Consider the following 12,132-nt stretch of genomic DNA (forward strand, 5'->3'; position numbering starts at 1 on the left):
GGACCATTGTTGCCGGATGGAAGGCACGACCGTGCAACGCCCCCACGCAACCGCCGCGTTGGCCTGCTCCACTGCCGCCCTGCTCCTCGCCTCGCTCACCGCCTGCGATTCCGCCCCCGAGGCCGACACCCGAAAGCCCACGACCCCGGGACACGTGACGGCGCGGGCCGGCAGCGCCACGTCCGCGCACGTCATGTGGGAGCAGGCCGCCGACAACAAGGCGGTCACCGGCTACGAGGTCTACCGCCGGAGGCGGAGTCGTCAGTGCATGGGCAGCGGGGCTCAGGCCAGCTGCTCGTACGCGGGCAGGGTCAGGAAGTCCGCGTAGTCCTGGTCCAGGGAGACCTGGAGCAGGAGGTCGTGGGCCTGCTGCCACTTGCCGGACGCGAACGCCTCGTCGCCGATCTCGGCGCGGATCGCGGCGAGTTCCTCGGCCGCGACCTTGCGGGCCAGGTCCGCGGTGGCGTGTTCGCCGTTCTCGAAGACGACGTCCGCGTTGATCCACTGCCAGATCTGTGAGCGCGAGATCTCCGCGGTGGCCGCGTCCTCCATCAGGTTGAAGATGGCGACCGCGCCCATGCCGCGCAGCCAGGCCTCGATGTAGCGGATGCCGACCGCGACGGCGTTGCGCAGGCCCTCGTACGTGGGCTTGGCGTCCAGGGTGTCGATGGCGATCAGGTCGCCCGCCGCCACCGAGACGTCCTCGCGCAGGCGTTCCTTCTGGTTCGGCTTCTCGCCGAGGACCGCGTCGAAGGAGGCCATGGCGATCGGGACCAGGTCGGGGTGGGCGACCCAGGAGCCGTCGAAGCCGTCGTGGGCCTCGCGGTCCTTGTCGGCCTTGACCTTCTCGAAGGCGACCTTGTTGACCTCGGCGTCGCGGCGGGACGGGATGAAGGCCGCCATGCCGCCGATCGCGTGCGCGCCGCGCTTGTGGCAGGTGCGGACGAGGAGTTCGGTGTACGCGCGCATGAACGGGGCGGTCATCGTCACCGCGTTGCGGTCCGGGAGGACGAACTTGGCGCCGCCGTCACGGAAGTTCTTGACGATGGAGAAGAGGTAGTCCCAACGGCCCGCGTTCAGCCCGGAGGCGTGGTCGCGGAGTTCGTAGAGGATCTCCTCCATCTCGTACGCGGCGGTGATCGTCTCGATGAGGACGGTCGCGCGGACCGTGCCCTGCGGGATGCCGACGTAGTCCTGGGCGAAGACGAAGATGTCGTTCCAGAGGCGGGCCTCCAGGTGCGACTCCGTCTTCGGGAGGTAGAAGTACGGGCCCTTGCCGAGGTCGATGAGGCGCTGGGCGTTGTGGAAGAAGTAGAGGCCGAAGTCGACCAGCGCGCCCGGCACCGGGGTGCCGTCGAGCTGGAGGTGACGCTCGTCCAGGTGCCAGCCGCGGGGGCGGGTGACGACCGTGGCGAGCTCGTCGGCGGGCCCCAGGGCGTACGACTTGCCGGACCTGGGGTCCGTGAAGTCGATGTCACGGGTGAAGGCGTCGATCAGATTGAGCTGGCCGAGGACGACGTTCTCCCACGTGGGGGCGGACGCGTCCTCGAAGTCGGCGAGCCAGACCTTGGCGCCCGAGTTCAGGGCGTTGATGGTCATCTTGCGGTCGGTCGGACCGGTGATCTCCACCCGGCGGTCGTTCAGCGCGGCCGGGGCCGGCGCGACCTTCCAGGAGTCGTCCGCGCGGATCGCTGCCGTCTCGGGCAGAAAGTCCAGCGTGGAGGTGCGGGCGATCTCGGCGCGGCGCTCGCCCCGGCGGGCGAGCAGTTCGTCGCGGCGGGGCGTGAACTGCCGGTGCAGCTCGGCCACGAATGCGAGAGCCGCGTGGTTAAGGACCTCGTCCTGCCGGGGCAGGGGCTCGGCATCGACGATGGCCAGCGGGGACGGCGCTGGTGCGGACATGAGCTGTCACTCCTTCAGCGGGCGGTGCGGGCGGCGTCTCACGGCCGCCCGGTCGCCTGGAATGGCACGGCGTGCCAAGGCTCCGAGATACGGCCGTGGTCGCCGTCTGAGGTGCAGAGGGCTTCTGATCAGTGGATAGTAGTTTCCTCATGGTGGAAGTTCAATGGTTTGTTGATGTCGAGATTCTCCGGGTCGACACAATTGGTGCGTTGCTGGCGCAGCGTGCCAGTCCACTCACTCAAGGTGCTTCAGGTCCTCCACCGTGTCGATGTCGTACGCCTGAGCCACATCGGAACACTCGACGAGCGCGATCGCATCGCGGTGCGCCCGCAGATACGCCCGGGCGCCCTGATCGCCCACCGCTGCGGCCGCGACGTCCGCCCACCGGTCGGCCCCGAACAGCACCGGATGGCCGCGCTCCCCGTCGTACGAGGCGGCCGCGAGACTCCTGCGGGAGCGGTACGCCGATCGCACCCGCGCCACCGCGTCCGCACCGATGCCCGGCTGGTCCACCAGGAGCACGAGCGCCGCGTCCGCCCCCGTATCGGCCAGTGCCCGGAGCCCCGCCCGCAACGACGAGCCCATGCCCTTGGCCCACTCGGGGTTGACGGTCACGGGGCAGCCGCCGAGGTCGGCGCGTGCGCGCACCTCGTCGGCCGCGGCGCCCAGGACCACCTGGACGCGGTCGCAGCCGCCCTCCCGCAGGACGCGTACCGCGTGCTCCACCAGCGGCCGGCCGCGGTGGTCGAGCAGTGCCTTGGGCCGCCCGCCGAGCCGCCGCCCGCCGCCCGCGGCGAGCAGCAGCCCGGCGATCACCGGGGTCCGGGTCCGTCCGCTGTCGGCCGGGGCCTGTGTTGTTCGAGTCATGGGGACTGGATACCCCGGAGCCGCCCCGCCCGCGCAACCGGGGACCGGCGGGGGCGGTGGGAGGCGGGCTCGGCGGCGTACGCCGAGCCGTCCATGGAGCGGCGTGCGCATCACCCTTACGGGAGACCCTGAATTCCGTCCGCGGAGTGGCGCTCGGCACCTGCCATGGCGTTAACTTGCGGGCATCTCCGGACACTTGACCAAGGTCCGGGGTCCGGTCGAAACACTGGCACAAGAATGTGCGAGGGGGAGTGCTTTGTTGCGAAGCGTGGGGCAGACGCGGGTGACCAGCAGTGGTGAGGATCCGAGAGTGGCGGAGCTGCGTACGGCGGTCTCCCGGCTCCGCCGCGAGCTGGCGGGGCATCCCGCGGAGTTCCCGGACCGGGGGATCGCCGAGGACGAGCTGGCCGCGCTGGACGCGATGGCGATCAGTGGCGCGCCGGAGATTCCCCGCCTGCGCCGTTCGCTGCTGCTGATCGCGGGGGCGATCGGCTCGGTCAGCGCACTGGCCGCCGCACTCAGGGACGTACGCGTCGCCGTCGATCTCTTCGGCGAACCACCGCGCACCTGACAGCCGCCGCGCTCCTGACGGCCACCGTGCACCTGACAGCCGCCGCGCTCCTGACGGCCACCACGCTCCTGACAGCCGCCGCGCCCCTGCCCGTCGCCGTGCTCCTGGCGCGCGACGGCCGGGAATCGGTCGCGGCGGCGCGGCTCAGCCGGTGGAGCCGTTGCTGGCCAGCGCGTCGGACAGCTCCTTCGCGGCCTGCTGCAGGATCGGCACGATCCGCTCCGTCGCCGCCTCCGTCACCCGGCCCGCCGGGCCCGAGATCGAAATCGCGGCCGACGTGGGGGAGTTGGGTACGGAGACCGCCAGACAGCGCACCCCGATCTCCTGCTCGTTGTCGTCGACCGCGTAGCCGACCCTGCGGACCTGCTCCAGCGCGTCGAGGAAGTCGTCCGGCGTGGTGATCGTCTTCTCGGTGGCGGCCGGCATTCCGGTGCGGGCGAGCAGGGCCCGTACCTCTTCCGGGGGCGTGTGCGCCAGCAGTGCCTTGCCGACTCCCGTGGAGTGCGGGAGGACCCGGCGGCCCACCTCGGTGAACATGCGCATCGAGTGCTTGGACGGCACCTGCGCCACGTACACGATCTCGTCGCCGTCGAGCAGCGCCATGTTCGCGGTCTCGCCGGTCTCCTCGACCAGGCGCGCGAGGTACGGGCGGGCCCAGGTGCCGAGCAGCCGGGAGGAGGACTCGCCGAGCCGGATCAGACGCGGGCCGAGTGCGTAGCGCCGGTTCGGCTGCTGGCGCACGTATCCGCACACCACCAGCGTGCGCATCAGGCGGTGGATGGTCGGCAGCGGAAGCCCGCTGCTCGTGGAGAGTTCGCTCAGCCCGACCTCGCCCCCGGCATCCGCCATCCGCTCCAGCAGATCGAAGGCGCGCTCAAGGGACTGCACGCCGCCGCTGGAGGCGGCGGGCTTGGAGTCGGATGTGCTGGCGTGGGACGACGGCACGTCAACGGTCCTTTCGAGGCGGAAGAGCGGGTGCCTCGCCGGGCGAGGCACCCAGCAGACTACCGGTCGGTTCCCGATCGGCGCACTGCTCCGGGTGCGGAGTCCTGGCCGGTCAGAGCCCCTTTGTCCCGGTGTCTGCAGTCAGCGGGGCCATTCCGTGGTGCCGCACTGGTCCCATGTTACGTTCCACACTCCGAAATCTGTCTTTTACTTTGTGGAAATCTCCACTCGCGCCTCCGGGTGGTCCGACTGCCGTCGGGCGAGGAAAGTGGGGTCTTGACGGGCCCGAATCCCGAGTGAAGACTCCTTCAACAGTTCGTTCAACAGTTCGTTGAATTCGTCAGCGGTCGAAAGTCCGAAGTGAGGAGCACGGGTGTCCGGTGCGGACGTGAAACTGGTACTGCGCTCGACGCGTGTCGTCACCCCGGACGGGACGCGCCCCGCAGTGGTCGCCGTCGCCGGGGGGAGAATCGACGCCGTCCTGCCGTACGACACCGAGGTGCCGGCCGGTGTCCGGCTGGAGGACTTCGGTGACGACGTCCTGCTGCCCGGACTCGTCGACACCCATGTCCATGTGAACGACCCGGGCCGCACCGCGTGGGAGGGCTTCCACACCGCCACCCGCGCCGCGGCGGCGGGCGGCATCACCACCCTGCTCGACATGCCGCTCAACTCCCTCCCGCCGACCACCACCGTCCCGCACCTGCGCACCAAGCAGCAGGTGGCAGCGCCCAAGGCGCACATCGACACCGGATTCTGGGGCGGGGCGATCCCCTCCAACCTCAAGGACCTGCGTCCGCTGCACGAGGCCGGGGTCTTCGGTTTCAAGTGCTTCCTCTCGCCCTCCGGCGTCGAGGAGTTCCCCGAGCTCGACCAGGAGCAGCTGGCCCGGTCCATGGCCGAGATCTCCGGCTTCGGCGGGCTGCTGATCGTGCACGCCGAGGACCCGCACCAGCTGGCCTCCGCCCCGCAGCGCAGCGGACCCGCGTACGCCGACTTCCTCGCCTCCCGGCCTCGGGACGCCGAGAACACCGCGATCGAGGGGCTCATCGCGCACGCCGGGCGGCTGAACGCCCGGGTCCATGTGCTGCATCTGTCCTCCGGCGACGCGCTGCCGGTGATCGCCGCCGCCAAGCGCGAGGGGGTACGGGTCACCGTCGAGTCCTGCCCGCACTTCCTCACCCTCACCGCCGAGGAAGTCCCGGACGGCGCCACGGAGTTCAAGTGCTGCCCGCCGATCCGGGAGGCCGCCAACCAGGACGCGCTGTGGGAGGGCCTGGCCGACGGGACGATCGACTGCGTCGTCTCGGACCACTCGCCGTGCACCGCCGACCTCAAGACGCCGGACTTCGCCTCCGCGTGGGGCGGCATCTCCTCCCTCCAGCTGGGTCTCCCCGCCATCTGGACCGAGGCCCGGGGGCGCGGCCACTCGCTCGACGACGTCGTCCGCTGGATGTCCGCCGCCCCCGCCGAACTGGCCGGGCTGACCCGCAAGGGCGCCATCGAAGCCGGCCGCGACGCCGACTTCGCGGTCCTCGCCCCCGACGAGACCTTCACCGTCGACCCCGCCGAGCTCTTCCACCGCAACCAGGTCACCGCCTACGCCGGCAAGACCCTGCACGGCGTCGTGAAGTCGACGTGGCTGCGCGGGCAGCGGATCGCGGTGGACGGCACCGTCGGCGAACCCACCGGCCGCCTCCTCGAAAGGAATCAGTGACCATGACGGCGACAGCCCGCTTCACCGGCGACGCGAACCCGTACGGCGGCGGCGACCCGTACGCCGACTACCGCACCGCCGACCTCCCCTTCACCGGCCTCGTCGACCTCGCCGACCGGCGGCTCGGCGCCGGGGTGATCGCCGCCAACGACGAGTTCTTCGCCGAGCGCGAGAACCTGCTGAAGCCGGAGCCCGCCCAGTTCGACCCCGAGCGCTTCGGCCACAAGGGCCAGATCATGGACGGGGTGCTGCCCCGGACCCGGCTGCAGCCCGACACGAACCACCGCTTCGTCCTGCCGGACGCGGTGCGGGCCACGCACGTCCGGATCGACATCTTCCCGGACGGCGGCATCTCCCGGCTGCGGCTGTTCGGGTCACCGACCGAGGAGGGTGCCACCCGGCTGGCCGCGCGCCACCGCGAACTCGGCGGGTAGCGCCCGTCCGGCGCTACCCGGGTGTGCCTGATCCGTCCTCATTCACGGCATATGGGAAACTGACGGCATGATCTTCATCGCCGTCAAATTCACCGTCCATACCACCGAACGCGACAACTGGCTCCCGGCCGTCGAGGACTTCACCCTCGCCACCCGGAAAGAGCCCGGCAATCTGTTCTTCGAGTGGTCGTACAGCGTCGAGAACCCGGACCAGTTCGTCCTGCTGGAGGCATTCGCCTCCCCCGAGGCCGGGGAGGCCCATGTGAAGTCGCAGCACTTCGCCGCGGCGATGGACACGATGGCGGATCTCGTCGCCGAGACTCCGGAGATCATCAACGTCGAGGTGCCGGGCGAGGGTTGGTCCCGGATGACGGAACTCGCCCCGCGCGGCCCGCGGTGACGGGTACGTCGGTGCTGCCGTTCCCCGGAGCCCTCGCCGGTCCGGGCTGCCGTCCGGCGGCCCCGCCGGGTGTGCCGATGAGTTCCGGACGGAGGTGGGGTCTCAAGAGGGAAGCGACCGTTTCCGGACCAGGAGAATGATCATGGCGAAGCTGACCCTGACCACCTTCCTCACCCTCGACGGTGTCATGCAGGCGCCGGGCACCCCCGACGAGGACACCAGTGGGGGGTTCGAGTATGGCGGCTGGCTCGTGCCGTTCGCGGACGAGGGCATGAATCAGTTCATGACCGAGGTGTTCGACCGGGTGGCGGCGTTCCTGCTGGGCCGTCGTACGTACGACATCTTCGCCGCGCACTGGCCCAGGGTGACCGACCCCGGGGACCCGGTCGCAAGCCGTCTCAACACGTACCCCAAGTACGTCGTGTCGACCACCCTGGAGAAGCCGGACTGGCAGCACACGACCGTCGTCGCCACGGACGTCGTCGCGGAAGTCGCCCGGATCAAGGAGCGGACGGAGGGCGGCGAACTCCAGATCCACGGCAGCGGCGCTCTCGCCCGCTACCTGATGGCGCACGACCTGATCGACGAGTACAACCTCCTCTTCTACCCGGTCGTGCTCGGCCGGGGCCGCCGGCTCTTCCCGGACGGCGGGCTGCCCACGGCGTTCGAACAGATCGAGGCGCGCACGACGCCCAACGGCATCTCGATCCACACCTACCGGCCCACCGGCCGGGCGCGGTTCGGCTCCTTCGCCCTCGACCAGTGAGACGCGGTTCACCCGCCGCGGACACCTGAGGCGGGGCGCGGCAGCCGAGACAGGTATTCCCGGGGCCGGGTACCGCCCGGTACGGTGATCGCTCCGCGTGTGATCCGGCAAGGTCTCCACATCGTGCCCGCGCGTTCCCACACCCATGACGCGTGCGGAGTACTCCTGGTCGCTGCCCTCGGCGATGGCCGACCCCGAGCTCCCCGGCGACCGGGGCGGCCGCTCCCGACGCACCGTGCGGGACTGGGCCGTCGACATCACCGCGTTCCTCTTCGCGGCGGGAATCGGGCTGCTCGCGGCGGCGCCGATCGACGCCGGCCGCACCCTCTTCGACGGCGTCGTCCTCGTCGACTCCCTGATCGGGGCGGCCGCCTGCTGCTCCCTGTGGGTGCGGCGGCGGTGGCCGGTCGGGCCGCCACGGCTCGACGCCAACAGCCGTGGCCGGATCGCGTCGTCGGCGCATGACACGGGCCCGCTCGACGGCGGTGCGGAAACCGGCGGCATAGGCTGAACCGGTCGGTCCGAGACGATCGGGCCGTTCAGACCGGGAGGGGCGATCCCATGTCCGATGCCAGTGACCGTGTCGATGTCGATCTGCGCGGGGTCGAGGGCTTCACCGCGAATCCGTATCCGTACTACGCGAAGCTGCGCGCCGCGGGTCCCGTGCACACCGTCCGCACCGACGTCAGCGAGCGGGTCTGGCTCGTGGTGGGGTACGACGAGGCCCGCGCGGCCCTGGCCGATCAGCGGCTCGGCAAGGACTGGCGTCGGCTGCCCGGCGCGCCCGCCCAGAGCGCCCCGATCTTCGCCAACATGCTGGAGCTCGACGCACCCGACCACACCCGGCTGCGCAAACTCGTCGCCCGCGAGTTCACCGCCCGCCGCATCGAGGCCCTGCGCCCGCGCGTCCAGCAGATCACCGACGAACTCCTCGACGCGATGGTGCCGTCGAGGCACGCCGATCTCGTCGACGCGCTCGCCTTCCCGCTGCCCATGACCGTCATCTGCGAACTGATCGGCGTGCCGGACCTGGACCGCGAGGTGTTCCGCCGGCTGTCGAACGGCGTCATCCATCCGGCCACACCGCAGGAGGCGGCCGAGACGGTGGCCGCCATGGGGGCGTATCTCGCCGAACTCATCGAGGACAAGCGCTGCTCGCCCGGTGACGACCTGATGAGCGCGCTGGTCCGGACCCGCGACGAGGAGGGGGACGGACTGTCCCCCGACGAGCTCGTGGGCATGGCGTTCCTGCTGCTCGTCGCCGGCCACGAGACCACAGTCAACCTGATCGTCAACGGGGTACGCGCACTGCTCGACCACCCGGACCAACTGGCCGCCCTCCGCGCCGACTCCGGCCTGATCGACGGCGCGGTCGAGGAGATGCTGCGCTACGAGGGCCCGGTGGAGACCGCCACGTTCCGCTACCCCCGCGAACAGATCGAGATCGGTGACCGGGTCATCCCGGCGGGCGAGCCGGTCCTGGTCTCCCTGGCGGGCGCCGACCGCGACCACGGCCGCTACGCGCGACCGGACACCTTCGACATCCGCCGCGACGCCCAGGGGCACCTGGCCTTCGGGCACGGCAGCCACTTCTGCATGGGCGCCCCCCTGGCCCGGATGGAGGGCCGGATCGCGATCCGCACACTGCTGGACCGGTGCCCCGGCCTCGTACTGGACGCGGACGGGGGCGAGTTCGACTGGATCCCCGGCCTGCTCATCCGGGGGGTGCGACGGTTGCCCGTCCGCTGGTGAGGCAGGGCCGACCGGCAATTGGGGGGGGCCTGATAACCTCTGTCATGACCGGACTTGACTTGCAGATGGCACAGAAGGTTCTCGACAGCCAGCCGTTCAGCGGGCTCGTCGGGGCCCGGATCACCGCCTTCGGGGACGGCGCGGCCACCCTCGAAGTGGACATCCGGCAGGAACTCCAGCAGCAGAACGGCTTTCTGCACGGGGGAGTCCTGGCCTACGCCGCCGACAACTCGATCACCTTCGCCGCCGGAACGACGCTCGGCCCGGCCGTACTGACCGGCGGCTTCTCCATCCAGTACATCCGGCCCGCCACCGGCCGCACCCTCATCGCCCACGCCGACGTCGTGCACACCGGCCGCCGCCAGGCCGTGGTCCGCTGTGAGCTGTTCGCCGCGGGCGAGGACGGAGCGAGGACGCTCTGCGCGGTCGCGCAAGGCACCGTACTGTCCGCCGCGTCGACCTCCTGAACCGCCCGGACCGCCGCCGCGTCACGAGGAGGGGCGGGCGGTTCCCCCCGGACGGGCGGCGGTGCCCCCGGCGATCTTCGCGACCTCCGCGATCTCCACGGGGCGCCGCTCACGGCGGGACACCTCGCACGCCTCCGCGATCAGCAGCGCGTACCACGCCTCCCGGCCGTCGCACGGATTGGGCAGCACGCCCCGCACCACCCGTACGAACGCGTCCAGTTCGGCCTCGTACGCCGCGCCGAACCGTTCCAGGAAACCCGGCCAGGGGCTGTGCGGTGCGGCGGGGCCCTGCGGCTCGGCCGAGGTGAGCGGCGTACGGTCGTCCAGGCCGACCGTGATCTGGCCGAGCTCGCCCGCCAGTTCCATCCGTACGTCGTAACCGGCGCCGTTGCAGCGCGTGGCCGTCGCCGTGACCAGAGTGCCGTCGTCGAGAGTGAGCAGGGCCGCCGCCGTGTCGACGTCGCCGGCCGCCCGGAACATCTCGGGCCCGGCGTCCGACCCGGTGGCGTACACCTCGGTCACCTCACGGCCCGTCACCCACCGCAGCATGTCGAAGTCATGGACCAGGCAGTCCCGGTACAGCCCCCCGGAGAGCGGCAGATACGCGGCGGGCGGCGGCGCGGGGTCCATCGTCATCGCCCGCACGGTGTGCAGCCGCCCCAGCGCCCCTGCCCGCACGGCGGCGCGCGCCGCCCCGTACCCGGCGTCGAACCTGCGCATGAAGCCCAGTTGGAGGACGCTTCCCGCCCGTTCGACCGCCCGCAGCGCGCTCAGCGTCCCCGGCAGGTCCAGGGCGATCGGCTTCTCGCAGAACGCGGGCAGTCCCGCCCGCGCGGCCTGCCCGATCAGCTCCGCGTGCGCCGACGTGGCCGACGCGATCACCACGGCGTCCACACCCGCGCCGAACACCTCGGCGGCGCTGTCCGCGGCCGTCGCGCCGACGCGGTCCGCGACCTCGGCCGCCCGCGCCCGGTCGGTGTCCGTCACCACCAGGGCGTCCACCTCGGGATGGCGGGCCAGCACGCCCGCGTGGAAGGAACCGATCCGTCCGGTGCCGATGAGTCCGATGCGCATGGACCCAACGTGACGCCCCCGGACTGCGCTGTCAACCGTATGTCCTGACAAGAGGCGGCTTGTTCGGTGTTCATGCTGTCCGGACAACAGAACGACCTGACTACCGGAGGTTCTGATGCGGGGGATACCCTCCACGCGTGCCCGAACCCACCACCGACCCCGCCGCGCTGGAGCTCGGCGTGGACCGCACCAGCCCGGTTCCGCTCTACTACCAACTGGCCCAGCAGCTGGAAGCGGCCATCGAGCAGGGCCGGCTCGCCCCCGGCAGCCTCCTCGGCAACGAGATCGAGCTCGCGGCCCGGCTCGGCCTGTCCCGGCCCACCGTCCGCCAGGCCATCCAGTCACTGGTCGACAAGGGCCTGATGGTCCGCCGTCGCGGCGTCGGCACCCAGGTCGTGCACAGCAGGGTCCGCCGCCCGCTCGAACTGAGCAGCCTGTACGACGACCTGGAGGCGGCGGGCGGGCACCCCACGACCCGCGTCCTGCGCAACACCGTCGAACCCGCCGGAGCCGACGTCGCCGACGCCCTCGGAATCGCGGCGGGCACCGACGTACACCTCGTCGAACGGCTGCGGTACGCGCACGACGAGCCGCTGGCACTCCTGCGCAACCACGTGCCCCCCGGGGTCGTCGACCTCGACACCGGACGGCTGGAGACCACCGGCCTCTACCGGATGATGCGGGGCGCCGGCATCACCCTGCACAGCGCCCGCCAGACCGTCGGCGCCCGGCTCGCCACCGCCGAGGAGGCGGCCAAACTCGCCGAGACGCAGGGCGCCGCCGTGCTGACGATGGAGCGCACCACCTTCGACGACACCGGGCGCGCGGTCGAGTTCGGCTCCCACATCTACCGGGCCTCGCGCTACTCCTTCGAATTTCAGCTGCTCGTACGGTGACGACGGCCCCACGGCCCCACGGCCCCGTTGACGTCTCGTACGCCTGCCGCTAGAACTCACCCAGCCGCACTCGGGCGGCCGGGACAGAAGGCGGACCCACCATGCGTACCGTTCCTGTAGGGCCCGTGCTCACCAGCCCGGCGATCGTCACCGCCGACGACGTACCGCAGCTGGAGGAATGCACCGCGCGCGGCGCCCGATGTCTCTCCCGCGCAGCGCCGCGCACACCCGGTGCCCGCGCACCTGCCCCGCCCCTGCCGGGCGGCGCCGTCGCCGGCTCGGGGATACTTGGCCAGCCGGGCAGCGCGTGAATCGTCCCCGGCCCCACCAAAGAGCACAGC

At 71.3% G+C, this 12,132-nt stretch carries 14 protein-coding genes and 1 pseudogene; 11 read left to right on the forward strand and 4 right to left on the reverse strand.

The genetic code is table 11. The features are described 5' to 3' along the window. Window positions 1–16: 16 nt before the first annotated feature. On the forward strand, window positions 17–328 hold the full coding sequence (locus tag OH735_RS30360) for a hypothetical protein (RefSeq protein ID WP_406384872.1): 312 nt from the start codon (window positions 17–19) through the stop codon (window positions 326–328). On the opposite strand, the gene aceB is transcribed toward OH735_RS30360, so the two are convergent. Together aceB and OH735_RS30370 are read right to left on the reverse strand one after the other, a co-directional pair. Next, window positions 283–1,902: a malate synthase A gene (gene aceB, locus OH735_RS30365; RefSeq protein ID WP_406384873.1), complete on the reverse strand. Its 1,620-nt coding sequence runs from the start codon at window positions 1,900–1,902 to the stop codon at window positions 283–285. The genes OH735_RS30360 and aceB overlap by 46 nt on opposite strands. Before the next feature lie 234 nt (window positions 1,903–2,136). Further along, a complete protein-coding gene (locus tag OH735_RS30370) occupies window positions 2,137–2,769 on the reverse strand; it encodes an NTP transferase domain-containing protein (RefSeq protein WP_406384874.1) in 633 nt (210 codons plus the stop codon). A gap of 268 nt (window positions 2,770–3,037) precedes the next feature. Here OH735_RS30370 and OH735_RS30375 point away from each other — a divergent pair, with 268 nt between their 5' ends. Further along, the gene (locus tag OH735_RS30375) at window positions 3,038–3,340 is read left to right on the forward strand and encodes a DUF5955 family protein (protein ID WP_406384875.1); all 303 of its coding nucleotides are present in this window, start codon (window positions 3,038–3,040) and stop codon (window positions 3,338–3,340) included. Between the two features lie 144 nt (window positions 3,341–3,484). Here the strand turns inward: OH735_RS30375 and OH735_RS30380 are convergent, their stop codons facing one another. Then, a complete protein-coding gene (locus OH735_RS30380) occupies window positions 3,485–4,285 on the reverse strand; it encodes an IclR family transcriptional regulator (RefSeq protein WP_406384876.1) in 801 nt (266 codons plus the stop codon). 373 nt (window positions 4,286–4,658) lie between these two features. On the opposite strand from OH735_RS30380, the gene allB reads away from it, so the two are divergent. The 7 genes and pseudogenes from allB to OH735_RS30415 all read left to right on the forward strand — a co-directional run bounded on the left by allB (window position 4,659) and on the right by OH735_RS30415 (window position 9,821). After that, entirely contained in the window at window positions 4,659–6,002 is a 1,344-nt protein-coding gene (gene allB, locus OH735_RS30385; protein WP_406384877.1) for an allantoinase AllB, read from the forward strand. Between the two features lie 2 nt (window positions 6,003–6,004). Beyond that, window positions 6,005–6,436: a hypothetical protein gene (locus OH735_RS30390; RefSeq protein WP_406384878.1), complete on the forward strand. Its 432-nt coding sequence runs from the start codon at window positions 6,005–6,007 to the stop codon at window positions 6,434–6,436. Between the two features lie 67 nt (window positions 6,437–6,503). Beyond that, complete coding sequence (locus OH735_RS30395) at window positions 6,504–6,836, forward strand: putative quinol monooxygenase (RefSeq protein ID WP_406384879.1); 333 nt, start codon at window positions 6,504–6,506, stop codon at window positions 6,834–6,836. Between the two features lie 142 nt (window positions 6,837–6,978). Next, on the forward strand, window positions 6,979–7,602 hold the full coding sequence (locus OH735_RS30400; protein ID WP_406384880.1) for a dihydrofolate reductase family protein: 624 nt from the start codon (window positions 6,979–6,981) through the stop codon (window positions 7,600–7,602). Between the two features lie 145 nt (window positions 7,603–7,747). After that, a pseudogene (locus OH735_RS30405) lies at window positions 7,748–8,014 on the forward strand (sensor histidine kinase); the annotation flags it as partial. A gap of 149 nt (window positions 8,015–8,163) precedes the next feature. Then, window positions 8,164–9,354, forward strand: coding sequence for a cytochrome P450 (locus tag OH735_RS30410; protein ID WP_406384881.1), 1,191 nt, complete (start codon window positions 8,164–8,166; stop codon window positions 9,352–9,354). A gap of 44 nt (window positions 9,355–9,398) precedes the next feature. Continuing rightward, complete coding sequence (locus OH735_RS30415; RefSeq protein ID WP_406384882.1) at window positions 9,399–9,821, forward strand: PaaI family thioesterase; 423 nt, start codon at window positions 9,399–9,401, stop codon at window positions 9,819–9,821. 21 nt (window positions 9,822–9,842) lie between these two features. On the opposite strand, the gene OH735_RS30420 is transcribed toward OH735_RS30415, so the two are convergent. Continuing rightward, window positions 9,843–10,895 carry a Gfo/Idh/MocA family oxidoreductase gene (locus OH735_RS30420; protein WP_406384883.1) on the reverse strand — a complete coding sequence of 351 codons (1,053 nt, stop codon included), beginning with the start codon at window positions 10,893–10,895 and terminating at the stop codon, window positions 9,843–9,845. A gap of 137 nt (window positions 10,896–11,032) precedes the next feature. On the opposite strand from OH735_RS30420, the gene OH735_RS30425 reads away from it, so the two are divergent. Both OH735_RS30425 and OH735_RS30430 read left to right on the forward strand, forming a co-directional pair. After that, entirely contained in the window at window positions 11,033–11,791 is a 759-nt protein-coding gene (locus OH735_RS30425; RefSeq protein WP_406384884.1) for a GntR family transcriptional regulator, read from the forward strand. A gap of 101 nt (window positions 11,792–11,892) precedes the next feature. After that, window positions 11,893–12,102, forward strand: coding sequence for a hypothetical protein (locus tag OH735_RS30430; protein ID WP_406384885.1), 210 nt, complete (start codon window positions 11,893–11,895; stop codon window positions 12,100–12,102). Window positions 12,103–12,132 lie beyond the last annotated feature (30 nt).

This window comes from Streptomyces sp. NBC_01618 (assembly GCF_045209435.1).
In the GTDB taxonomy this organism is placed as follows: domain Bacteria; phylum Actinomycetota; class Actinomycetes; order Streptomycetales; family Streptomycetaceae; genus Streptomyces.

Excerpts from the sequence above, each read along its gene's own strand:
- OH735_RS30420 (WP_406384883.1), bottom strand. The coding sequence starts at position 10,895 with ATGCGCATCGGACTCATCGGCACCGGACGGATCGGTTCCTTCCACGCG.
- OH735_RS30370 (WP_406384874.1), bottom strand. The coding sequence starts at position 2,769 with ATGACTCGAACAACACAGGCCCCGGCCGACAGCGGACGGACCCGGACC.
- OH735_RS30390 (WP_406384878.1), top strand. The coding sequence starts at position 6,005 with ATGACGGCGACAGCCCGCTTCACCGGCGACGCGAACCCGTACGGCGGC.
- OH735_RS30415 (WP_406384882.1), top strand. The coding sequence starts at position 9,399 with ATGACCGGACTTGACTTGCAGATGGCACAGAAGGTTCTCGACAGCCAG.
- OH735_RS30410 (WP_406384881.1), top strand. The coding sequence starts at position 8,164 with ATGTCCGATGCCAGTGACCGTGTCGATGTCGATCTGCGCGGGGTCGAG.
- aceB (WP_406384873.1), bottom strand. The coding sequence starts at position 1,902 with ATGTCCGCACCAGCGCCGTCCCCGCTGGCCATCGTCGATGCCGAGCCC.
- OH735_RS30395 (WP_406384879.1), top strand. The coding sequence starts at position 6,504 with ATGATCTTCATCGCCGTCAAATTCACCGTCCATACCACCGAACGCGAC.
- OH735_RS30400 (WP_406384880.1), top strand. The coding sequence starts at position 6,979 with ATGGCGAAGCTGACCCTGACCACCTTCCTCACCCTCGACGGTGTCATG.
- OH735_RS30430 (WP_406384885.1), top strand. The coding sequence starts at position 11,893 with ATGCGTACCGTTCCTGTAGGGCCCGTGCTCACCAGCCCGGCGATCGTC.
- OH735_RS30360 (WP_406384872.1), top strand. The coding sequence starts at position 17 with ATGGAAGGCACGACCGTGCAACGCCCCCACGCAACCGCCGCGTTGGCC.